Raw genomic sequence first — 22,178 nt, 5'->3', positions numbered from 1 at the left:
GGGAAAGAGTCGACCCCCATTGCGTCAACGTCGCTTGGTAAAGCGACGGGCTCTAACGTCCCGCGCCCGCGCAAGGTTCCGAACGTTGGCGAATGTTCTCGCTTCGAGCAGGCTCAGTAAGCCAGCGCGCAGCCGTCCTTGCGCGGATCCGAGCCGGCCTGCAGCACGCCGCTGGCCGCATCGATCATGATCGCCTGGCCGCCGCCAAGCGGCATCTCGGCCATTTTGATATCATGGCCCAATGCCACGAGGCCTTTCAGCACATCCTCGCGGATGCCGCGCTCGGCCTCGAAGCGCCCCATCTGGGGGAAGCCGCGGGCGCAGTCGATGGCTTCCTGCACATTCATGCCGAAGTCGATGATATTGGTGAGCACGTGGGTTTGGCCGACCGGTTGGAAGCCGCCGCCCATGACGCCGAAGCAGAGCCACGGTTTGCCGTCCTTCATGGCCATCGCCGGGATAATCGTGTGCAGCGGGCGCTTCCGCGGTGCCACGCAATTGGGGTGCGCGGGATCGACAAGGAAGCCCGTGCCGCGGTTGTGCAGCAGCACGCCGGTTTTCGGGCTGGAAAGGCCGGTGCCATAGGGCCAGAACAGCGAGTTGATAAAGGAGCAGGCGTTGCCCTTTCCGTCGACCACGCTGATATAGACGGTATCCCGATATGTCGTGGTGCCGAGCGGGCCCCCAGCCGGCATGGCTCTCCTCAGGTCGATGCGGCCGCGCAGGCCGTCGGCGAAGTTGGCCGAAAGCAGCTTCTGCACGGGGACATCGGCAAAGGCCGGGTCGGCGACATACATGTCGCGCGCCTCAAAGGCCAGTCTTGTGGCCTCGGCCTCGATATGGAAGCGCTCGACGCCGACCGGATCGTATTTGCCCAGGTCGAAGCCGCTCAGGATGTTGAGCATTAGCAAAGTCGTGATGCCGACGCCGTTCGGCGGGATTTCCAGGATCTCGATGCCGCGATAGCTGGTCGAAATAGGCTCGACCCAAAAAGCCTCCTGCGAGGCGAAATCCTCCAGCGAATGCGTGCCGCCGAGGCTGCGGAGATAGGCCACCATGTCCTCGGCGACCCAGCCGGTGTAAAAGCCGTCGCGGCCCTTGGCGGCGATCTCCCGGAGGACTTTCGCATGCTCTGGCTGCCTGAACACCTCACCGGCCGTAGGAGCGCGGCCACCCTTCAACCACATGCGCGCACTATTGGCATCCGCCTTCAGCTTGTCTTCGTTACGGGCCCAATCGGTGGCGACGCGCTCGGTCACCGCAAAACCTTCCTCGGCATGGCGGATGGCGGGCTGCAGCAACGCGCCGAGCGGCATGGAGCCGAGGCGCTGGTTCAGCTTGGCCCAGGAATCAATGGCGCCCGGGACGGTCACCGCATGCACCGACGTTAGAGCGATCTTCTTCACTCCCTGCCTCAAGAGATGCTCGGCGGTGAGGCCCCCCGGCGCGCACCCCGAGCCGTTCAGACCGTAGACCTTGCCGCGCGTCTTGGTGTCGGTGCCCGGCGGATCGGTAGACGCGGGAGCGAAGAGCACGAAATTGTCGCCGCCGATGCCTGTCGAGCCCGGCTCGACCACGCATTGGACGGCACAGGCGGCGATCGCGGCGTCGGCCGCATTACCGCCGCGGCGCAGGATTTCGATGGCGGCGAGCGTCGAAAGAGCATGCGACGTGGCCGCGGCGCCATGCCTGCCCATGACGACTGAACGGCCGGGAAATTGCAGGTCACGCATGGGAATGGAACTCCGCGAGGATCGAGAAGACAGTCCGGAGCTTATGACGGGGCCGTTTCGATGGAAACAGGCGCGGATCATCGAGACGCCCATGCGAGCCGCGATATATTTCAATATTCAAAGATCAAGCCACATTTGCCCATGACGGGCGAGAGGTGCCGCGAGGATGAGTTGAATACAACCAATGATAGGAAACCTCTTGATCTCAAGCTGATTTCGAAGCATTGTGCATTGCACAAGATCGGCGGCGGGCGAGGCGCAGCTTAGTCGCACTGCGAGCGCTCATATCATACGACGCGAGCCTGAGAGGAGTGGAGCCGGTGGGTTTTCGAGACATGCCTCTTTATAAGAAGCTCGTTGCCCTCGGGATTGTCGCTCTGGCGTTTGTCGGTGTATTCGATGCGCTCATCAATTTGCCCGTCGTTTCGGGCTGCACGTTTTATGGTGAATGCCGCCTCGGCGACATGGCCGAGCCGCCCACCGACCTGGGCGTCGATCCGCCAGTCCAATGAAAGAGCCCCCGACACCAGCACTGATCGTCTATGATGGCGATTGCATCTTCTGCCAAAGCTATGTTCGCTTCATGCGATTGCGCGAAACCATTGGTGCCGTCGAACTGCTCGACGCCCGCTCCGCTGATCCGCGGGTGGCTCGCTTCCAGAAGCAGGGTTTCGACCTCAATGAAGGAATGCTGTTCGTCTTCCAGGATCGCATTTACCACGGCGACGAAGCGGTCAATCTCCTGGCAATCCTTAGTTCGTCTTCGTCCCTCTTCGGCCGCCTTAACCGGGCGCTTCTTTCCAATAGAACGGCCGCGAGGTTGATCTACCCGCTCCTCAAGGCGGGGCGCCGTGCTACGCTGCGACTGCGCGGGCGCCCGCTCATTCCGGCCGACCTTGACCCTCCACCGGATGGAAATAGCGGCTGGTGAGGGGGAACTTCCTCAGGCGCTAAACCCGGCAGGCTAATGGTCTGGCTCGCATTGTCGCCCTGCTCCGTCCCGGTGGCCGCGCGGACGCCTGAGCCGCGCGTCCGCCTGGCAGAAAACTGCAGGTCCCGAGCCTAGTGGGTGCAGACCTTAGGCCGGGAGAAGTCCACCAGCTTGAAGATCAGCAGCTTGCGTTCGAGGATGTTGGGCATTTCATCTGCCAACGTCGCTGCCGTCGCGCGACTAACGGTTTCTCCATCCTTGACGTAGGTCACCCACGCCTCGGGATTCCAGCGGAGCTGCTTCTTAATCTCGTGCAGGACGTGATACTTTCCGGCCTGCGCTTGCCTGACCAAGTGCGGCTCGGAAGAATCGACGATCTTCATCACCTCGTTCTGGTAGTTGAAAAGATACGGCGGCGTCGGGAACAGCAGGTGGTTGGTTTGACCGGCTTCGGTATGCAGATTGCTGAACATGTTGATCGAGCTTTCGGTCTTTAGCCCCACATAGGGCGAAAGGCACGAAAGGAAAAACAAGCCCGGGATGACGTAGACCCATGCCGGCGGGCGCGGGGCGGAAACGTTGTCGCAAGGCAGATTCTGCAGCGCCACATAGGCCAGGACGATCATCGCGACGCCGCCGACCACGGACCACACGAGGATCCATACGGAGTGGACCACCATGTCGAAGCTGCGCTCCGGATAGGTCCGGGCGAGAAGCAGGACGACTGCAATCGCAAAAAACATGAGCACCGCCGCCGGGAAGAGCGTGCCAATCCGTCCGAACTGCGCGCGAAGGCCATTGGCGGCGGCAAGCGAGATGCCGTAGAGCGATCGGCTGGCGGGAACTGGAATGCTCAGCACGTAAAGCGCGAATACAAGGCTCGAAAAATCCATGTACCACGAATAGGCGGAGATCGGGATCACGTAGTGGAAGACAAGCGCCAGGATGAAGCCGATCGCGAAATAGCGCTTCCAGTAGAGTGCGACGATGGCAATCGCCTCGATAACAAAGGTCGCATAGATCGCCAGGTACCTGCCAAACAGATTGTCTTCGAGACCGAACGGGCGAGCAAGCGGAACGTAGAGCCCCACGGCACAACTGACGGAAGGATCGAGGAAGTCCGTGTTGATCTTATGAAAGATTCCGTAGAAGTACATGATCGCGAGCAGGGCGCGGGCGACGACACGGATCTGACCATAGAGCGTCATGCGGTCGATGGCGGCGATGCTGCCGGCTTTGACGTAGAGAGCCGCTGCGCTGAGCAGGATTCCCAAGTTCATCACGGCCGTGATCGTCTTGTTGTTTGAGGCAACCGGCAAGCGGAGGCCGTATAACAGCAGCGAGACCGCGACCAGCCCCAGCAGGATGCCGGTGCGGCGCGGATAGAGCAGAAGCAAGATGCTGAGCAGGACGATGGACCAGCTCAAAACCGTGTAGGCCAGCCCTTTGTAACCGATCAGTGAATAGACATCGCCCGCGATGCTGAAGAGCGCTGCCATCGCCCAAAACGGCGTAAATGCAGTAAGACCGTCATAGGTATAGGCGGGATTTCCGACAGTTGAGATTTTGCTTGGACGAAAGTTCCAGAAAGGTATTGCGCTCGCCGTCATCGTTAGAACCCACTTGAAGTGATTGTTTCTCGCGCCGGAGAAGAAGGCATGCTCCTCCGGGCAGCCTTTTGTGCACCGACAATTTCACACGACCTCGAATGCACCGGGAGCAATTTGCCGCATCACGACATCTTGCCGGTGTCCTGTCCAACGCGCCCCGACCATTGGCGGGGTCCATTCGCACGCGATGATTAGCTTAAGCAACTCTCAATTGTAAACAACAATTCGGTCAGCAACCGGCGGTGAGCGTTTGCGGACGACCCTTCCAAGACGGTTCCTTGGAGAGTTGGTTCCCACGGAAGCGGCACGCTGCATGACCCACGGTTACGAAGCAACTCTACTACGGCCCATGTTGCGCAGCAATATTTCATTGTGCATGGCAGCAACAACAGACCGTTTCTGTTGCGCTGCGGCAAGCATCTGGGTTAGTTTCAAACCTGTCGTCGACTGCAACCTGCATGAGGGTGAGGATTTGGAAGCCAGCGCATTCGATCCCCCTGACGGTTCGCTCCGCGAGAAAGTAGGTCGGGGTGCCGTCGCGACGGCCCTTGCCCAAGCGGTCAAGGTCGCGACGCAGATCCTTTCCGTAATCGTCCTTTCGCGCCTCCTGTCACCTCAGGATTTTGGCGTGGTTGCGATGTGCGCGCCGGTATTGGCGTTCATCGCACTGTTTCAGGACCTTGGGCTCACGCAGGCGACCGTGCAGAAACGCTCCATAACACACGAAGAGGTGAATTCTCTCTTCTGGATCAACGTTGCGGTCAGCGTGGCGCTTGCCTGTTTGATGGTGGGCATGGCACCGCTCATCGGAGCTTTTTACGATGAGCCCCGAGTGGGGCCTCTTGTCGCCGCGATGTCGTTGCAGATACTCGCCTATGGCTTCGGGGCCCAACACCTTGCACTGCTCAACCGGCGCATGGCCTTCGATCGCCTGGCGGTGGTGGAGATCGCTAGCGCCATGGGTGGCTTTTTCGCCGCCGTCGGCTGGACTTTCGTCGATCGATCCTATTGGGCGCTTTACGCCGGCACGCTGACGAGTGCCGTCTTGCCGACGCTCTGTTACTGGGCGAATTCGGGGTGGCGGCCAGGTTTCACACTCAAAACCGAAGGCGTAGGCGCGTTGCTGACCTTCGGTGCCGGCATAACTGGATTCAACTTCGCGAACTTCTTTGCCCGCAATCTGGACAACATTCTCATCGGCCGATACTGGGGCGAGACGCAATTGGGGCTTTACGACCGAGCCTATAAGCTGCTGCTTTTTCCGCTCAGCCAACTGGCCAATCCGCTGTCGAAAGTCATGGTGCCGGCGCTCTCCCGCCTGGCGAACGAGCCCGATCGGTATCGCAGCGCCTATCTTCGGGTGCTGCCCTTGATGCTCATTGTGGCGCTCCCCGGCGTCGGCGCCGCCATTGCCACGGCCGATGTGCTTATTCCTTTTGTCTTGGGAGAGCAGTGGCGGGAGAGCGCAGTCATTTTCATGGCGCTCGGCTTTGCCGGCTTGCTGCAGCCGGTCAACAATCCTGCAGGTTGGCTGTTCATCAGCCAGGGCCGGTCGGGTGATTTCATGCGGTGGGGAATCGTGACAGCGGTAACGTCGGCTTTGGCCTTCGTCATCGGTCTGCCCTACGGAGCCTTAGGGGTCGCCGTTGTCTATTCGCTCAGCGAGTATGTTCGAACACCGCTTCTGTGGATCTATGTCGGGAGAAAGGGGCCGTTGGGTTTGAAGGATGTGCTTTGTGCTGCCGGCCCCTTTGTGCTCGGTTCGCATTGCGCATTGCTGGTCCTTTGGTTTTCCCGACCGGTCTTGCCGAACCAGCCTATTCTCGCCATTGCGGCCGTTGCCGCCCTGTCATACGCCGTTACAATCGTGATCGCGATGCTTTTCCCGTTCGGCAGACAAACCTTGCGGGAGGCCATCAAGCTCGTGCCGGGACGCGTGATCGGATCGCGGGGCGGGGAGGCCTAAGAGCGCCTTCTGCGCATCGGAGGCCTTCTGCAATCATCAATCATCAGGCCGGCTTTCGCACCCTGCCCTTCAGCGCCTGGTAACCCCGTTCTCCAAGCATCGCACGGGCCGCTGCCTTCAGCATTGCCTGCCGACCCTCCAACGATTTCGCCTGTTTTAGCCCTGCCAGCAGCCACGCGGAATTCGAAGAGATCATCTGTTGCGACTCCATACAAAGCACCGGCTTTCCCGAGAGCTTGGCTATATTCACCGCCTGATCGTGCTCGCTTTCGATGAAAAGCACGGCATCCGAACGCCGGTAGAACTCGGCCTTGAAGCGGCCGTGCGCGGCGAGCCGTTGGCGCTCTTCCTTGCTGGGAAGGTCGAGCATGATGAGTTCTCCATACTCGATTCCCTGCGCCGCCAGCCAGGCCTCCGTCTGGGCCCGGTATTTTTCCAGCCGACTGGTCACCAGATAGGCGATCTTTCGCGTCGGGACATACAGTGGACGTGCTTGCGCCAGGAATTGGAGGTAGGCGGGGCCGTCATCGTTTTCTTCGTTGGTGGGATCGAAACACAGGACCCCGTCAATATCGACGCAGCTCTGGCCGAGAAACTTGTGGTGCATCACGTTCCACTGGAAAAGCCGAGGCTGTGGTACGACCTCGAGCACGAGATCGGCCTCGTCGTAGCGCTCATAGGTGCCGTATACGGCAGCGAAGACAAGCTGGTCGCGGGCAACGCCCGCGGCGGCTGCCTTTACCCGCGCCTCCCGCATGGCGCCACCGCCATTGATGCTGTCATCGATAACCAGTATCCGGCGCATCTCAGGTATGGTGCGCTGCAGAGCGGCGGAGCGCTTGGTGATCCCGCAGGAGAAGGTCTTGCCGGCGACAAAGCTGTCGAGATCGGTCATCTGGATGTTCGCGGTCAGACTGACGAGGTTGGCAGCCAGGAGGCCGCTTCTGGGGATTCCGACGACGAGATCGATATCACGTGGCAGTCGGTGGAGGTTTTTGGCAATGGTGGAATTCATATCTGCAATTGATCTGTAGTACATAACTTCACCCCCAAGTAGTATTGATGGACACTATGCAGCGTCGAAATTTGCAAACGGGTTCACGCAATGCTGGCTGCCTGAAAAGGTAACGGCATCTTCCGGTCCGCTGCGCCAGGCGTAGTCGGTGAGGAGATGAAAGTCGGCGAGCAGCCAGCGCTCGAACCGCTCCAAACGCTTTGCGTCATCATCGGGCAGCAGTGGTCGAACCGCGTCTCCCAGACCCAGTCCTTCGAATAGCGTCGAAGCATCCGCCAGCTTTTCCGTCGGGAAATCCCATGGATTTCGCTTGTGGAATTCCAGGGTGAAGGCGCGCAGATGCTCATCCGACATGTTCAGCTCTCCGAGATACCGTTTCAGAGATGCCCGGACCAAATCCTCGCCGGAAAAGGACCGGGCCGCCGTGTAGGCAAGGGCGGTTGAAGCGACACACCCGCCGGCCAGACCGAGAACCGCGCGCCGTGAAAGCGTGATCATGCTTTTTCTCCATCATGTTAGGCGACTAGCCGCCCGCAACGAGAGGGCCGCGGCCGTCAAGCTGGGATTGGCGCAGGAACAGCTTGGGTAGGTGCTGGTGCCGACGATCAGCAGATTGCGAATTTGGTGGTGGATCAAATCACCGTCGACCACCGAGTCCTTGGGGTCTTTCCCCATGCGAAGCGTGCCTTGAACATGCGATTCCGTCCGCCGGATGCCGCGATCCAGGACTTTTTCGACCGGCAGCGGCCGAAGAAGCTCCGGCAGTTGCTCCTTGGCTCTCGTCATGCCTTTGACCGCGTATTCGGCCGCTCCCTTGTAGCTTATGAAAGCGTCGCCGTTTTCATCGAGGCTGACGAAATTGTCCGCCTCCAGCAGGTCCTCGGTGACGATTACGAGGGGAAGTGTTTGCCGCAATCGCCCCTTCTCGGGACGAAGACCGTGCTGCCAGCGGTTCTCGAAATAGACCAGAGCCGCGCCGTGCTCCGATCTGTGGGCTCCGTCATACAGGCCGAAATTCAGACCAGTGGTGATGGTGCTTCCATCGAAATTGTCGACGCCGTCGAGATAGGCTTCAAGGTTCCAGCCGTAGGATTCATGCAGACCCCGCCCGACCAAATCGCCGCCGAGACCCGATCGCAGCATGATAGCCGGGCTCTGGATACCGTTGGCGCCGAGCACGAAAAGGTCGCCCGTGACCGTATGCTCCCTGCCATCGTGCCGGAACGTCGCGGCGCGCATACTTCCGGCCGCGTGCTCCAATCGCCGCACTTCCGATTCCAGGCAGACGGATACCTGCGGATGTTCGAAGACATGCATGAGACCGTTATTGGCAGTGAATTTCGCATCGGCCGGGCAGAGCCAGCAGTGCAGCGATGCGCAGCAGGACGCACGCTGTTCTGTCGCTACCCGCGCCCGTGCTGTCGGCATGACGAAGTGCCGATCCGGTTGCGCCGCTTTCATCATCCGATCCGGCGTCGACATCCGATGCGGCGGTTGAGGGAAGGGCCTCGATCGCGGCATGAGCGACGCCATATCCGGATCGCCCGATATGGACATGATCGACTCGGCCTGACAGTAGAAAGGCTCGAGATCATCGTAGCTGATCGGCCAATCCTGTCCGACCCCATAGAGGCTTCTCAGCCTGAAATCATTCGGATGCAGCCGTGGCGTCTGGGCGAACCAGCAGTTGGTGCCGCCGCCCAGCCCGATCGTGTAGTTCCACGGCTTTGTTGAATTGCTCCTGTAGGTCTGCTCATCCTTGAGATCGGTATTCGCACCATGTTCCAACTGCCACGCATGCGAGTTGTGGCGACCCCATTCAAGGAGAAGAATGCGCGCGCTGCGGCGATGCGTGAAACCATGGAGGAAGAAGGCGGATCCGAAGCCGGAACCGATCACGACCACGTCGAAATGCTCTCCGGCGATCTCTTCGGCGCGAACACCCAGCACCATCGGTTAACCTCGTAAGACGGGGAGGAGCAACCGCATTGGCCTGCGGGGCCCGAATTGCAGGGTCAGCAAATTCACTCCGGTCACGTTCTCACCAGTGCTGCGGTAGTAGGCAGATGCTTCGATGCGAATTTCGGATGGCAGCAGTCGGAGTTCCCCGACGGCCGCTATTGCCTGTGAAATGCGGCACAGGCGATTACCGGCTGCAGACCGCAGCTACAGTTTTTGCAATGACACGCAGATGCCGAAGAAACGACCCGCACTTTGAATATTCGCGCTGTGGGCACTTACCTCGAAACTGCGCTTCACCAAAGCGGGCGGACGGCCTGCGGGGAACGACCTTAGCCCGTTGAAAACTCCGGCTGCCCGACCAAGCACATGCCTTCATTGCACAACCTCAAGAGGAGATGATCTCTGCAATACACCCTAACAGAATATTATTGCATTGCAACATGTGCATGAAAGTTTTCTGCCGGAGCAGCTTTACAGGGAATTCCAAAGGGTTGGGGAAGGATTGTAGGCGGAGCGGCCTCGTTGTGCAGCGCCAGACGAAACACAGTCATAGCCCGTTTGGCGATAGGCTGGATCAGTTGCGAGGCCGAAGAGCGGTCGGCTTGGCGCAGCGAGAGAACGCCGAGCGGCAACCCATCCAGTAAGCGCCAGATCGATTTACCGCGCCGCCCAGTTGGCACCGCGGCGGAAGATCGTCCGCATCTGCGGAACCTCGAATTCCTTCGATACGTGGCCGAGCGAGGAATAGAAGACCCGGCCCTTACCGTGCTTGCGCTTCCAGACTACCGGCATCACCACGCCCTCGATCCACCACGCATGCTCGCCGGAAAAGGTGGTCGTCGCCAGCACCTCGTTCGAGGGATCGACATGCATGTAATATTGCTCTGAGGTGTAAGGGAAATCGGAGATCCCTTCCATCAGGGGGTCGTCGGGGCGGCTGATGTTCACGCGGTAGTCGATGATGTTTCCGGGATGGGCCACCCATTGGCCACCGATGATGAACTGGTACTCAACGCATTCGCGGAACGCATCGCCGGCGCCGCCGTGATAGCCGGCAATGCCGACGCCACCTTGCACGGCAGCGGCGAGGTTTTTCGCCTCCTCCTTCTCGATCTTCGACATGGTCATGATCGGCACGATCAGCGACACGTCGTGAATGGAGGGATCGGCAAAGGTCTCGGTCGTGTGTTCCAGATAGACCCGGAAGCCGTCCTCCTGCAGCATGTCGCGAATGACATGGGCGCATTCCTTTGGCTCGTGCCCGCTCCAGCCGCCCCAGACGATCAGTGCCTCGCGCATGTCTCATCCTCCTTGATCTCGTTTGCGGACCGCCGGAACAAAAGCCCGAACCCTGTAGTTTGTCGACCCGAAGGGATGCACAAGGGAGAATTTTCTGATGAAAGCCATGCTCCTCAAGAGTGCTGTTGCGTTGAGTCTTGGAATTGGAGCCGTAACTCTTCCTGCTGCAGCAGAAGACACGTCGAGAAATAGCGCAGTGACCGGCGCCGCTGGCGGAGCCGCCGCGGGCGCAGTCGTTGGAGGTCCGGTCGGAGCCGCGGTTGGCGGCGTCGCGGGCGCGATCGCGGGAGCGGTCATCGACCCGCCTCCGCCGAAAGTGATTGCCTATGTCGAAGCGCAGCCGCTTCCGACGCAGCCAGTCGTCATCCAGGAACAGATCGTCGTCGGCAAGCCCTTGCCCGAGACGGTTGTCCTTACTCCGATACCCGAAGATACGCGCTATGCCTATGCGGTCGTGAATGAGCAACGGGTCATCGCCGACCCGAAAAGCCGCACGGTGGTACAGGTCATACAATAAACTTGAATTCCCCCGGTGAGCTTCCGAGCTCGCCGGGTGAACGCCGAAGCGTTCATCGGCCGCTTACCGAATTCGAGTGGCCTTGACGCCCTGGGTGCCTCTGTCGGTCCACTCCACTGCCGCAACCGCTGAACCGAAAAGAAGGGCAGGTATCGCCAGCGCGCTGAAGAATTTCAGCATCTGAAGGCGACGTGTCCGCTTTCCGTCCCAGTCGTAAACCATCCTCTGTCCTCCTCCACCCAAGAATATTAGCTGAAGATAAAACCAAAGAAAAACCTAGAGGTCGAGTCCCTTTGCCTGTGCAACTCTTGACAGAATTTTACGCCCGCACATGTTACGGGAAGCGGATCGCCATTCTCGCACGCGCCTTTGCTGCTTCGTCCTCACGGTTGCGCGGGGGTTGGGAAGTCTCCAGCGTTTCGAGCAGTTCGCTGGCGCAGGCCGCGATCGAGCTTACGGCGCGCTCGAACGCCGCTTCATTGCGCTTAGACGGCTTGGTCGTTCCGCTCAATTTTCGCACGAACTGCAGTGCGGCATCGCGTATCTCCTCGTCCGTCGCCGGCGGATTGAAATTGAAGAGAGGTTTGATGTTTCGGCACATGGCTTGCTCCCGGTCATCCTCGTCTCCTCCGCTTCAAGTCACATCGGATGGCGACTTGAGCGGCAGGCGCTGACACGCAGCATCGCGCATCTTTTCAAAAACTGATGCCTTTGGGTAGCGCGCAAGTTGCTTTTCATCTCCAAAAGCCTGAGCGAGCCGGTTCTCCGCGGCATAGGGCATGCGCCACGGGCATGGTAGCCATGCCTTGCAGGCCAGGGGTTCCGCGACCATATCTCATCAGACCACTTCCACGACTTCCATATGAAAGATGCGCGCGCTGTTTGCCACCGCGAATTGTCGCGCGCCAAGGAGACGTCATGCAAGTTCTGAAAACTGTCGAAGAGATGAATGTCAGAGAACTGGCGGACCTGATGTCGGCGGTAGCCGACGCGCTCGAAGCAGCCGCCGACGAGGCCGAGGAGGACGGCGACGCGCGCGCGGTTGCGAACTCGATGTCGCTCGCATGCAGCCTTCGCGGCTGTTCCTCCGGCCTTGAGGCGTGCGACCTGAAGGCCGCCGAACTGCTCCTGGAGCAGGGGATCACATTCGTGCACCTGTTGAACAGCCGGAAGATCGATCCGGCCACCCTGCAGTAGGGGCGGGTTTCTTTCTTATCGCGGAGCCAGACCTTTGTCAGGCATCTCCGCGACCGTGCGCGAGAAGCTGGCCGCCAAAATTCAGGGGATTCTCACGCACGGCGGAACCTGAGACGGAGCCCTCGCATTCTTCGTACAGACAAACGATGGAGGGTCAGGTGAAAGGCTTATTGGCGGGACTTTGCGGGTTCGCCCTGTCACTCGCACTCTTCCTTAGCGGGGCGGCGGTCGCAACTTTCATCCTTAACGGGAACCCGGCACGTGAGCCGCAGCTCGATATGAATCAGTCGGAAATATGGACCGAGCAGCCGCGTGCAGTGAACCCGGCGGCTCAGCAATTCGAGCGGCTCCCCGCCCGCGCCGCGGCAATTGATGTCTCTCCCAAGGAGCCCTTGGAGACCGAAAAAGGCAAAGAGCCGGTAGTGACCCTGCCTTCAGAACGCATCGCGACCACAAAAGGCAAAGAGGCAGTGGAGGACTTCCCGGAACACGTGGTAACCACGCAGGGCAATGAGGCTGCAGAAGACCTTCCTTCGGAACCCGAGGTGATCGCAAGGGTCAATGGGGACGAAAAGGAACTTCCTTCTCTGGATTCAATGGCCACCGGCTCAGTTCAAACGATACCCAGCGAGGAACAGCCGGTGTCGGCAGCCGGGCCGACGGCGCACGTCGAATGGTGTGCGAACCGCTATCGGTCCTACCGTGCCCGCGACAACAGCTATACATCCTTTAGTGGCGGCCGGCGGACTTGCATCTCTCCCTATATGAATGCGGCCGGAACGCCGTTGGAAGTCGCCTTGCCGCCACCCACTCCTGAGGAAAGCGTCGACGCTCCTTCAGCCGAGATGGACCTCTCGGCCGATGCGACGAACCTGTCGTTCGAACATGTCGACTATTGCTTCAGTCGATACCGATCGTACCGTCCGGAAGACAACACCTACCAGCCCTATGACGGCGGGCCGCGCCGTCAGTGCCGATAAGCCGAGATGTTGCGGAGAAGGAAAGCGGAATAGCCGTATCGCGGGAGCGCCACGTCTCCCGCGATACGGACGGCCAGCTCTACATCGCGTTGACCATAGTGCAGAGTTGCGCGATGGTCATCGCGCCGCCTGTGGCCTGAGTGCCCGCCGCCGACCCGGACGAGGTCGATCCGGTAGAGGTGCTTGCAGTGGTTTCGCCCGAAACCTGGGGTGTAGTTCCGGCCGCCGACCCACTTGCGCTGCCTGATGCGCTTCCGGCTCCCGTCGCCGATGCGGTTTGCATCGTATTGCAATCCTGCTTGATCTGGCTCTGCTGCTCGGCCGTCAGCTTCGACCAGTTGGCCTTGATTTCATCCTGGCTGCGCAAGCTCGTCCCTGACGCATCGGAGAAGAGGGCGTTGCGTACCGGATCCGGCCATTTCGACGTGGTGCTCCTTTCCGCTTCGTTCATCTGCATGACCCCCGGGGCTCCCGAGCTGCTCCCGGAAGGAGAGGCGGAGGTCGTCCCTGATGCGGAGCCCGCCGTGCCACCACCCGATGTTGACCCTGAACTGCTTTGAGCGACAGCGGCGGATGCCATTGCAAGCGAGATAGCCGCGGCAAAAAAATAATTGTATTTCATCTGCGTTGTCCTTCTTATTAGCGCGCACAACGCGCAGCGCACCGAACCGGCCGGTGACGGGAAGGTTCCACGCTCTTTCGATTCGCTTCCGCCGCGAACCGGACCTGCGAGGATCCGCTTTTCTTCCGGCACCTTCCAAAACAACTTTACATCTACCGCTTCCTTTGGTTTGTGAGGCGGAGTCTTTCGTCTCGACCGTTTGGAGGAGCAGAATGAAGTTGTTGCGTTACGGCCCCGAAGGGGCGGAAAAGCCGGGCGTTCTGGACAGTGCTGGCCGAATTCGCGACCTCTCGGCGGTGATCGCCGACGTCGCCGGCCCGGCAATCGCCGATCTCGGCTGGGCTCGCGGTCTCGACCTCGAGGGCCTTCCGCTCGTAGAGGGCACGCCCCGGCTCGGCCCCTGCGTCGCCGGTAGCGGCAAGTTCATCTGCATCGGCCTCAATTACGCGGACCATGCGGCAGAATCCGGCCTCGAGGTTCCACCGGAGCCCGTGGTTTTCATGAAGGCCACCTCGGCGATCGTCGGTCCGAACGACAAAGTCATCATCCCGCGCGGTTCGGTGGCGACCGATTGGGAAGTCGAACTTGGCGTGGTGATCGGCAAGAGGGCCAAATATGTGGGCCGAGACGAAGCGATGGACCATGTCGCCGGCTATTGCGTCATCAACGACGTCTCGGAACGGGATTTCCAGATCAAGCGCTCCGGCCAGTGGACCAAGGGCAAGTCCTGCGACACCTTCGGTCCGACCGGTCCCTGGCTCGTCACCCGCGACGAGATCGCCGATCCGCAAAACCTGGCGATGTGGCTGAAGATCAATGGCGAGACGAAGCAGAACGGCTCGACCGAGACGATGGTCTACGGCGTCGCGTATCTGGTCAGCTACCTTTCGCAGTTCATGACGCTCCATCCGGGCGACATCATCTCGACCGGTACGCCGCCCGGTGTCGGCATGGGTTTCAAGCCGCCGCAATATCTGAAGGGCGGCGACGTCATCGAACTCGGCATCGAAGGCCTCGGCGCGCAGAAGCAGATGGTGGTTGCGGACGACTGATTTCGCGGGTGGCGCCCCTTGAGGGCGCCGCCGGGTCTAAGCCTTCAGCCGCCCCTGCCGCTTGAGCTGTTGCTCGCGGAAGAAAATGAAGAGGCCAGAGGCGACGATGAGACCGGCGCCGAGCACCATCGACAGGCGCGGCGTGTCGCCGAAGATCAGCCAGCCGAAGACGATCGCCCAGAAGAGCAGCGTGTATTGAAGTGGCGCCACCGTCGCGGCGTCGGCAAGCTTCAGCGCCCGATTGACGAGCACGTGGGCGACCATCGCGACGACGCCGAGCAGGCCGAGCATCGCCGTGTCGAGCGGCTTCAGCGGCGTCCAGTCAAACGGCGCCCAGAGGAGGCCGGCAAGCGCCGCCCCGACCAGCTGCCAGAAGGCGAGCGTCGTATCCGGCGTGCCGCGCAGCGAGCGGCCGGACACCATCATGAAGGCGAAGCACATGCTGCCGAAGATCGAAATCAGCGCCGGCAGAGTCAGCGCCTCAGAAGAAGGTTCGAGGGCGATCAGGACGCCGACGAAGCCGAAGGCGATCGCCGTCCAGCGTCGCCAGCCGACATGTTCCTTCAACAGGAGCGGTGAGGCGGCCGCCACATAGATCGGCGCCGCCAGCCAGTAGGTCATGACATCGGCAAGCGGCAGGTAGATGACGGCGAAATAGAAGGCGAAGACCTCCGCCGTCGAGGCGACGACCCGGGCGACCTGGAGGCCCGGCTGCTCGATGGCGAGAAGTTTGCGGGCACCGCCGAGCCAGAGGAAAGGGACAAGCAGGACCGCCGCGGCGAGACTGCGGATCAGCACGACCTGACCGACCGAATAGGTGGCGACGAGCCACTTGCCCATGACGTCGTTGAGCGAAAACATCAGCATGCCCAAGAGCATGACCAGCACGCCCGTGCGGGTGGCGTTGGACGCGGTGGCTAGGGCGGCGGGCGCGGTCTCGACGGCCATGGCGAAGTCCTTGTGGAGCGCTGAGCCATTGGCATATTCCGGCGCCGCAATCCATGCATCGTTCTTGATCGACTCATCAGCGTTGCGAATGAGACGTCAAACGGACCGGCTGATGCTAGCCGGCCAAGCGCATGTCGGTGGCGGTCGCGGTGAGGTCGCCGTAGAGCTCCGCATATCTGGCAGCACTGCGGTGCCAGGATGAGTCCGTCTTCATCCCCTGCCGCTGCAGGCTCTCCCAGACGCGCCGGTGCCGGAATAGTTTGAGGGCGCGGCGCAGCGCGTGCCGCAATCCCTCCGTATCGACCGGGGAAAATTGCACTCCGGTGGCGGCCTGCGCCTGGAGCGCAGCGACGTTGGCGTCGATGATCGTTTCCGACAGGCCCCCGGTCCGCGCGACGATCGGCACGCAGCCGTATCGAAGCGCATAGAGCTGCGTCAGCCCGCAGGGTTCGAAGCGCGAGGGAACGAGCATGGCGTCGGCGCCGGCATGGATCTTATGGGCGATCTGCTCCTCGTAGCCGAGCCTCATGGCGACGTGTTGCGGGAACCGCCGGGCGGCGTCGAGAAAGGCGTATTCGATATCCGCGTCGCCATTGCCATGAACGATCAGCCGGCCGTCCATGGCGACGATTTCGTCGACGACGGCTGCCAGAAGATCCATGCCCTTCTGCCAAGTCAGCCTGTTGATGCTGGCGAAGACCGGAGCGCGCGTATGCGGCAGGCCGAACAGCTCGAGCAGCGCCTCGCGGTTCGGCAGCCGCCGGAGAGGCGTTCTCGCCGAATAGGAATGCTCGATATGGGGATCGATCGAGGGATCCCAGACGTCGACGTCGATCCCGTTGACGATGCCGACGACGTCTTCATGGCGTGCATTCACCACTCCTTCGAGACCCATCCCGAAGGTCGGCGTCATGATTTCGCGCGCATAGGTGGGGCTGACGACGGTGATGGCATCGGCCGCCTGGAGGCCGCCCTTCAAATACCCGACATCGCCGTAATATTCGAGGCCGTCTATGGAATAGGCCTCGTTCGGCAGGCCGAGTTCTGAGAAGAGATGGGCGGAAAACTGTCCCTGGAAGGCAATGTTGTGGACGGTCAGGACACGTGGAATCGGCACGTTCTTTGCATATTTGGCGTAGACCAGACTCAAGGCGGCGTGCCAGTCGTGCGCGTGAATGATGTCCGGCCGCCAGTGCTGCACGAGTCCGCCGGCGATCTGCGATGCGACCAGGGAGAAGGCGGCGAAGCGCTTCCAATTGTCCGGATAGTCCACCCCGTGCTCGTCGGTGTAGGGGCCGCCCGATCTGTAGAAGAATCCCGGCGCATCGAGCACGAAAAGCTCCAGCCCCGCGGCGCGTCCGGAAAGCAGGGTCGCCTTCTCTCCGAAAAGACAATCGTAGCGGGCAACCGGTGCGGCCGCCTCGAGGGCCTCGATGGCGGAGGCGTAGCCCGGGATCAGCGTGCGTGTGCGAATCCCGTGCGATTTCAAAGCTTTGGGCAGCGAGCCGGCAACATCGGCCAGCCCGCCGGTCTTCACCAAAGGGAAAATCTCGGCCGTCACGGAGAGAACGTTCATAGATCGTATTTCCGGAAAATTGTGTTGGCCGTTGCCGGCCAATCGCCGCCCCATTTGCAGTTCCTTCAACACGAAGCCCGTGCGCAAAGTTCCGCCGCGAAATCGAAATTTTTGCAGGAGCCTCTGTGCGCGCCGCGACCGGTTCGGTCGGGTGGCGATTTGCTGCCACCGACCTCAACACCGGCCTGCTTTGGGAGTACAATCCGGCGGTCGTGCGCCCGTTCCATGTGCCGAACATGAAGGAGAGAGGTGATGACTTTCAGCTTGATGAGCCCCGCCTTCGCGGAAGGCCAGCCGATCCCGAAAAAACATACGCGCTTCGGCGAGAACATCTTTCCGCCGCTGAAATGGACGGGTACGCCCGACGGTACACAGAGCTTTGCATTGATCGTCGAGGATCCGGACGCCGTAAGGGGGGTGTTCCGGCATTGCGCCATCATCAACATTCCCGGCAACTGGACCGAGCTTTCGCAGGCTGTCGATACCGGCCCGGAACACGCCATTAAGTTCATCCGGAACGACTTCGGCAATGCGCGCTATGATGGGCCGCAGCCTCCGGCGGGGACTGGCCTGCATCACTATCACTTCAAGCTCGCCGCGCTGGACACCCGCAACATGTCGATCTCGGACGATGTCGGGGCGGTGCAGGCCTGGAACGAGGCCCGCAAGCACCGCATCGCGGAGGCCGTTCTGATCGGCACCTGTCAAGGCTGACGCTTCGGTTACGGCGTCGATCACCTCAGCCTTCGAAAAACGAGTTCGCCGGGAACCAACCTCAGCGGTCGCGGTTTCGTGCCCATTCCGTCCCCGATCAAGGAGTGCTGCGATGGCCAAGAAACCCTCTGCGCCCAACAATTCCAAGCCGGCCACCATTCATGACCAGAAAGCAACCCGCGGCAACGGCGGCGAGCTCCATCAGATCGCCGAAGGCGCCACTCCTGTCTTGACGACCGCGCAAGGAGGACCGGTGGTAGACGATCAGAACAGCCTGCGCGCCGGCGAGCGTGGCCCGACATTGATCGAGGACTTTCATTTCCGCGAAAAGATCTTTCACTTCGATCACGAGCGGATCCCGGAGCGCGTCGTGCACGCCCGCGGCTACGGCGCCCATGGCTTCTTCGAGACGTATGAATCGCTTGCCGCCTATACCCGGGCGGACCTGTTTCAGCGGGCGGGCGAACAGACGCCGGCCTTCGTGCGCTTCTCGACCGTGGCCGGCAGCAAGGGCTCCTTCGATCTGGCACGCGACGTGCGCGGCTTCGCCGTCAAGATCTATACCAAGGAGGGCAATTGGGACCTCGTTGGCAACAACATACCAGTCTTCTTCATCCAGGACGCGATCAAGTTTCCGGACGTGATCCACTCTGTGAAGCCGGAGCCGGACCGGGAGTTCCCGCAGGCGCAATCGGCGCACGACAATTTCTGGGACTTCATCAGCCTGACCCCGGAGAGCATGCACATGATCATGTGGGTCATGTCAGATCGGGCCATCCCGCGGTCCTTCCGCTTCATGGAAGGATTCGGTGTTCACACCTTCCGCTTCGTCAATGCCAAGGACGAGTCGACCTTCGTCAAGTTCCACTGGAAGCCGAAGCTCGGACTGCAGTCGGTCGCCTGGAACGAGGCGGTGAAGATCAACGGCGCGGATCCCGACTTCCACCGCCGCGACCTGTGGCAGGCGATCCAGTCCGGCAATTTCCCGGAGTGGGAACTGCATGTACAGCTTTTCGACCAGGACTTTGCCGACAAGTTCGATTTCGACATTCTCGATCCCACCAAGATCATTCCGGAGGAGGTTCTGCCGACGAAGCCGGTCGGGCGGCTGGTGCTCGATCGAATGCCGGAGAATTTCTTCGCCGAGACCGAGCAGGTCGCCTTCATGACCCAGAACGTGCCGCCGGGCATCGACTTCAGCGATGACCCCCTGCTGCAGGGGCGCAACTTCTCCTATCTCGACACGCAGCTGAAGCGGCTCGGCAGCCCGAACTTCACCCATCTGCCAATCAATGCGCCGAAATGTCCCTTCCAGCACTTCCAGCAGGACGGCCACATGGCCATGCGCAATCCGGTCGGGCGCGTGAATTACCAGCCGAATTCCTGGGGCGAGGGGCCGCGCGAGTCTCCGACGAAGGGGTTCCGGCATTTCGCTTCGGAGGAGCAGGGGCCGAAACTGCGCATTCGGGCCGAGAGCTTCGCGGACCACTATAGCCAGGCGCGCCAGTTCTTCATCAGCCAGACGCCGCCCGAGCAGCGTCATATTGCTGACGCCCTGACCTTCGAATTGAGCAAGGTGGAGACACCTGTGATCCGCGAGCGCATGGTCGCCCATCTCCTCAATATCGACGAGACGCTCGGCAAGAAGGTCGGCCACGCGCTCGGGTTGCAAACAATGCCGAAGCCGGCCGAAGCTGCCGTACCCACGCGGCAGGACCTCGATCCATCGCCGGCGCTCAGCATCATCGAGCGCGGTCCGAAGCGCTTCGAGGGCCGTAAGCTCGGAATTCTGGCGACCGACGGCGCGGATGCGGCGCTGCTCGATGGCCTGATCGCTGCGGTCACGGAGCAAAAGGCAGCCTTCGAGCTGATCGCCCCCAAGGTCGGCGGATTCACCGCCTCGGACGGCAGGTGGGTCGCAGCCCATCAGATGGTCGATGGCGGCCCATCCGTGCTCTACGACGCGGTGGTGCTTCTTCCTTCGGCAGAGGCCGTCGCCGATCTGATCGATGTCGCCACCGCCCGCGATTTCGTGGCCGATGCTTTCGCCCACTGCAAATATATCGGCTTTGTCGGTGCGGCACGTCCCCTCCTGGAGAGGGCCGGCATTGCCGACGCCCTCGACGAGGGAACGATCGAGCTCACCGATGCCGGGAGCATCGCCGCCTTCTTCAAGGAACTCGGCAAGCTGCGCGTCTGGGCGAGGGAACCGGCCGTGAAGCTGAAATAGGGCGATCGGGGAAGGAGTGGACGATGCCGTCACCGGCGCATCGAAAACCGACCAAGGCGACCGGACGGCCGCGCTCGGCGAGAAAGGCAAGGGCGGCGGCGGAGGCTGTATCGGCCGGCGGCTTCGCGCTGCCGGTCAGCACCGCGCCGATGGAGGCCCGCTCTGCGACCGAGCTTCCGAGCGATGGGGCATGGCAGTATGAGCCGAAATGGGACGGCTTCCGCTGCCTTGCCTTCAAATCCGGCGAGGAGGTTGATCTTAGGGCCAAATCCGGCAAGCCGCTCGGGCGGTTTTTCCCGGAAGTCATCGCCCTCTTGCGCCGGCTGGACGCCCGGCAATTCGTCCTTGACGGTGAACTCGTCATCGAAGTCGAGGGGCGTCTTTCCTTCGACGCCCTGCAGATGCGCCTGCATCCGGCGGCAAGCCGCGTCGAGAAGCTCGCGCAGCAAACGCCGGCCCGCCTCATCCTGTTCGACATGCTGGTCGACGCAAAGGGGGCAGTCCTGACCGACAAGCCTCTTCCCGCCCGGAGAGCGGCACTGGAAGCCTTTGCCGCCAAAAACGCAGTTCCGGACAAGCTCGCCCTTTCCCCCTTCACGCGAGACCGACAGGAGGCCGAGCGATGGCTCGCCTCGTGGGAGGCGGGCGCGACCGACGGCGTCGTCGCCAAGCGGCGCGACGGGAATTACGAATGCGGCGAGCGTGCGATGGTCAAGGTCAAGCGCCTGAAGACCGCCGATTGCGTCGTAGGCGGCTTCCGCTACGAGAGCGACAGCGACGAGGTTGGTTCCCTCCTGCTCGGCCTCTACGACAGCGACGGAACGCTGAACCATGTCGGCTTTACTGCGACGATTTCCGACAAGGAGCGCCCGGCATTGACACGTCGGCTGGAGGCATTGCGCGAGCCGCCCGGCTTTACCGGCAAGGCACCCGGCGGCCCGAGCCGCTGGAGCACAGAGCGCAGCGGCGAATGGGAACCGGTCCGTCCGGAGCTGGTGGTCGAGGTGAGATTCGATCACGTCAGCAGCCGTCGTTTCCGCCATGGCACGAAGCTGATGCGCTGGCGTCCCGACAAGGATCCGCGCCAATGCACCTATGAGCAGATCGAGCCACGCTGACAGGCCAAAGCGCGTCGCGAGAAAATGTATTCACGCTGCGCGCTTTAGGTCCTTGTTTTGTGCATGTCGTCATCCCAAAACCGCTGCACACTTTTGGGCAAGAGGCGTTAGAACTTGCGGCTGAGGAAGGGCGAGTTCTGCAGCCCGAAGCGCCAGGGGTGCTCGACGGCCTTGGATATTCCGACGCGAAGGCCGGTTGCAACGGGCGGCCGCTTCGTCTGCAGGCTTAGCTGGAAGGGCTTTCCGTTAAGCGGCAAGCCATCCTGTTCCTTGCCGATCGCGAGCGCCTGGCCGACTCGTCCGGGGCCGGAACAGAGCAACCTGTCTTGCGAAACGCCGCGCCGCTCCCGCATCGTCTCCAGCCCCCATCTCGGCTCGATGGCGCGGACGAGCACGGCGCTGCCGGGCAGGCAGACGAAATTCAGGCACCAGTGAAGACCGTAGGAAAGATAGACATACGCATGCGCCGGCGGGCCGAACATCGAGCGGTTGCGGTTCGTGGTACCGGCGAAGCTGTGGGAGGCGGCATCTTCGGGCAGATAAGCTTCCGTCTCGACTATGATGCCGCCGATGCCGGAGACAGCGAATTCCGCACCGATTAAATCGGCGGCGACCTTAACGGCGTCGCGCGCAAAGAAGCTGTCATCCCACTGCAATCGATAGCGCTCCCCGATCTATGCCGGTCGTATGTAGTCTCATATTTTCACG

Annotated in this window: 21 protein-coding genes; 10 read left to right on the top strand and 11 right to left on the bottom strand. The window is 61.3% G+C overall.

The annotated features are described in order from the left end of the window. Window positions 1-113: 113 nt before the first annotated feature. Complete coding sequence (gene ggt / locus NXT3_RS29860; RefSeq protein WP_104841249.1) at window positions 114-1,733, bottom strand: gamma-glutamyltransferase; 1,620 nt, start codon at window positions 1,731-1,733, stop codon at window positions 114-116. Between the two features lie 320 nt (window positions 1,734-2,053). Between ggt and NXT3_RS31875 the strand changes: the two genes are divergently transcribed. Further along, a complete protein-coding gene (locus NXT3_RS31875) occupies window positions 2,054-2,245 on the top strand; it encodes a hypothetical protein (RefSeq protein ID WP_141471702.1) in 192 nt (63 codons plus the stop codon). After that, complete coding sequence (locus tag NXT3_RS29855; RefSeq protein WP_097524443.1) at window positions 2,242-2,664, top strand: DCC1-like thiol-disulfide oxidoreductase family protein; 423 nt, start codon at window positions 2,242-2,244, stop codon at window positions 2,662-2,664. The genes NXT3_RS31875 and NXT3_RS29855 overlap by 4 nt, the downstream gene beginning before the upstream one ends. 131 nt (window positions 2,665-2,795) lie before the next feature. Here NXT3_RS29855 and NXT3_RS29850 read toward each other — a convergent pair whose 3' ends face one another. After that, window positions 2,796-4,274 (bottom strand): thiol-disulfide oxidoreductase, encoded by a 1,479-nt coding sequence (locus NXT3_RS29850; RefSeq protein ID WP_104841248.1) that lies wholly within the window; start codon window positions 4,272-4,274, stop codon window positions 2,796-2,798. 472 nt (window positions 4,275-4,746) lie between these two features. Between NXT3_RS29850 and NXT3_RS29845 the strand changes: the two genes are divergently transcribed. Next, window positions 4,747-6,240, top strand: coding sequence for a lipopolysaccharide biosynthesis protein (locus tag NXT3_RS29845; RefSeq protein WP_097524445.1), 1,494 nt, complete (start codon window positions 4,747-4,749; stop codon window positions 6,238-6,240). 43 nt (window positions 6,241-6,283) lie between these two features. Here the strand turns inward: NXT3_RS29845 and NXT3_RS29840 are convergent, their stop codons facing one another. The 4 genes from NXT3_RS29840 to NXT3_RS29825 form a co-directional block, all read right to left on the bottom strand. Next, window positions 6,284-7,279 (bottom strand): phosphoribosyltransferase family protein, encoded by a 996-nt coding sequence (locus NXT3_RS29840; protein ID WP_097524446.1) that lies wholly within the window; start codon window positions 7,277-7,279, stop codon window positions 6,284-6,286. A gap of 30 nt (window positions 7,280-7,309) precedes the next feature. Continuing rightward, window positions 7,310-7,753, bottom strand: coding sequence for a hypothetical protein (locus tag NXT3_RS29835; protein ID WP_037416462.1), 444 nt, complete (start codon window positions 7,751-7,753; stop codon window positions 7,310-7,312). A 12-nt stretch (window positions 7,754-7,765) separates the two neighbouring features. Beyond that, window positions 7,766-9,208: a GMC oxidoreductase gene (locus tag NXT3_RS29830; RefSeq protein ID WP_104841247.1), complete on the bottom strand. Its 1,443-nt coding sequence runs from the start codon at window positions 9,206-9,208 to the stop codon at window positions 7,766-7,768. A gap of 666 nt (window positions 9,209-9,874) precedes the next feature. Continuing rightward, on the bottom strand, window positions 9,875-10,516 hold the full coding sequence (locus NXT3_RS29825) for a ThuA domain-containing protein (protein WP_104841246.1): 642 nt from the start codon (window positions 10,514-10,516) through the stop codon (window positions 9,875-9,877). A gap of 97 nt (window positions 10,517-10,613) precedes the next feature. Here NXT3_RS29825 and NXT3_RS29820 point away from each other — a divergent pair, with 97 nt between their 5' ends. Beyond that, window positions 10,614-11,033 carry a DUF1236 domain-containing protein gene (locus NXT3_RS29820; protein ID WP_097524450.1) on the top strand — a complete coding sequence of 140 codons (420 nt, stop codon included), beginning with the start codon at window positions 10,614-10,616 and terminating at the stop codon, window positions 11,031-11,033. A 334-nt stretch (window positions 11,034-11,367) separates the two neighbouring features. Here the strand turns inward: NXT3_RS29820 and NXT3_RS29810 are convergent, their stop codons facing one another. Further along, the gene (locus tag NXT3_RS29810; protein ID WP_097524452.1) at window positions 11,368-11,634 is read right to left on the bottom strand and encodes a DUF2277 domain-containing protein; all 267 of its coding nucleotides are present in this window, start codon (window positions 11,632-11,634) and stop codon (window positions 11,368-11,370) included. A 317-nt stretch (window positions 11,635-11,951) separates the two neighbouring features. Between NXT3_RS29810 and NXT3_RS29805 the strand changes: the two genes are divergently transcribed. After that, window positions 11,952-12,230, top strand: a complete 279-nt coding sequence (locus NXT3_RS29805; RefSeq protein ID WP_097524453.1) for a hypothetical protein — start codon at window positions 11,952-11,954, stop codon at window positions 12,228-12,230. 158 nt (window positions 12,231-12,388) lie between these two features. Then, a complete protein-coding gene (locus NXT3_RS29800; protein WP_104841438.1) occupies window positions 12,389-13,210 on the top strand; it encodes a BA14K family protein in 822 nt (273 codons plus the stop codon). A 79-nt stretch (window positions 13,211-13,289) separates the two neighbouring features. On the opposite strand, the gene NXT3_RS29795 is transcribed toward NXT3_RS29800, so the two are convergent. Continuing rightward, window positions 13,290-13,667 carry a hypothetical protein gene (locus tag NXT3_RS29795; protein WP_104841245.1) on the bottom strand — a complete coding sequence of 126 codons (378 nt, stop codon included), beginning with the start codon at window positions 13,665-13,667 and terminating at the stop codon, window positions 13,290-13,292. Between the two features lie 377 nt (window positions 13,668-14,044). Between NXT3_RS29795 and NXT3_RS29790 the strand changes: the two genes are divergently transcribed. Next, complete coding sequence (locus NXT3_RS29790) at window positions 14,045-14,884, top strand: fumarylacetoacetate hydrolase family protein (RefSeq protein WP_104841244.1); 840 nt, start codon at window positions 14,045-14,047, stop codon at window positions 14,882-14,884. 36 nt (window positions 14,885-14,920) lie between these two features. On the opposite strand, the gene NXT3_RS29785 is transcribed toward NXT3_RS29790, so the two are convergent. Continuing rightward, the gene (locus NXT3_RS29785; RefSeq protein ID WP_104841243.1) at window positions 14,921-15,832 is read right to left on the bottom strand and encodes a DMT family transporter; all 912 of its coding nucleotides are present in this window, start codon (window positions 15,830-15,832) and stop codon (window positions 14,921-14,923) included. A gap of 115 nt (window positions 15,833-15,947) precedes the next feature. Beyond that, complete coding sequence (glgA, locus tag NXT3_RS29780; RefSeq protein ID WP_179864669.1) at window positions 15,948-17,408, bottom strand: glycogen synthase GlgA; 1,461 nt, start codon at window positions 17,406-17,408, stop codon at window positions 15,948-15,950. A 252-nt stretch (window positions 17,409-17,660) separates the two neighbouring features. Between glgA and NXT3_RS29775 the strand changes: the two genes are divergently transcribed. From NXT3_RS29775 to NXT3_RS29765, 3 genes are all read left to right on the top strand, one after another. After that, window positions 17,661-18,122: a YbhB/YbcL family Raf kinase inhibitor-like protein gene (locus tag NXT3_RS29775; protein ID WP_104841242.1), complete on the top strand. Its 462-nt coding sequence runs from the start codon at window positions 17,661-17,663 to the stop codon at window positions 18,120-18,122. A gap of 112 nt (window positions 18,123-18,234) precedes the next feature. Next, window positions 18,235-20,352: a catalase gene (gene catE / locus NXT3_RS29770; protein ID WP_104841241.1), complete on the top strand. Its 2,118-nt coding sequence runs from the start codon at window positions 18,235-18,237 to the stop codon at window positions 20,350-20,352. 23 nt (window positions 20,353-20,375) lie between these two features. Next, window positions 20,376-21,470 (top strand): ATP-dependent DNA ligase, encoded by a 1,095-nt coding sequence (locus NXT3_RS29765; RefSeq protein WP_097524458.1) that lies wholly within the window; start codon window positions 20,376-20,378, stop codon window positions 21,468-21,470. A 107-nt stretch (window positions 21,471-21,577) separates the two neighbouring features. On the opposite strand, the gene NXT3_RS29760 is transcribed toward NXT3_RS29765, so the two are convergent. Further along, complete coding sequence (locus tag NXT3_RS29760; RefSeq protein WP_104841240.1) at window positions 21,578-22,126, bottom strand: DNA-3-methyladenine glycosylase; 549 nt, start codon at window positions 22,124-22,126, stop codon at window positions 21,578-21,580. Window positions 22,127-22,178 lie beyond the last annotated feature (52 nt).

This window comes from Sinorhizobium fredii (assembly GCF_002944405.1).
GTDB classification, from domain to species: Bacteria; Pseudomonadota; Alphaproteobacteria; order Rhizobiales; family Rhizobiaceae; genus Sinorhizobium; species Sinorhizobium fredii_C.
The sequence above is the reverse complement of the archived record's forward strand: the minus strand, read 5'-3'. Positions and strand labels throughout refer to the sequence as shown.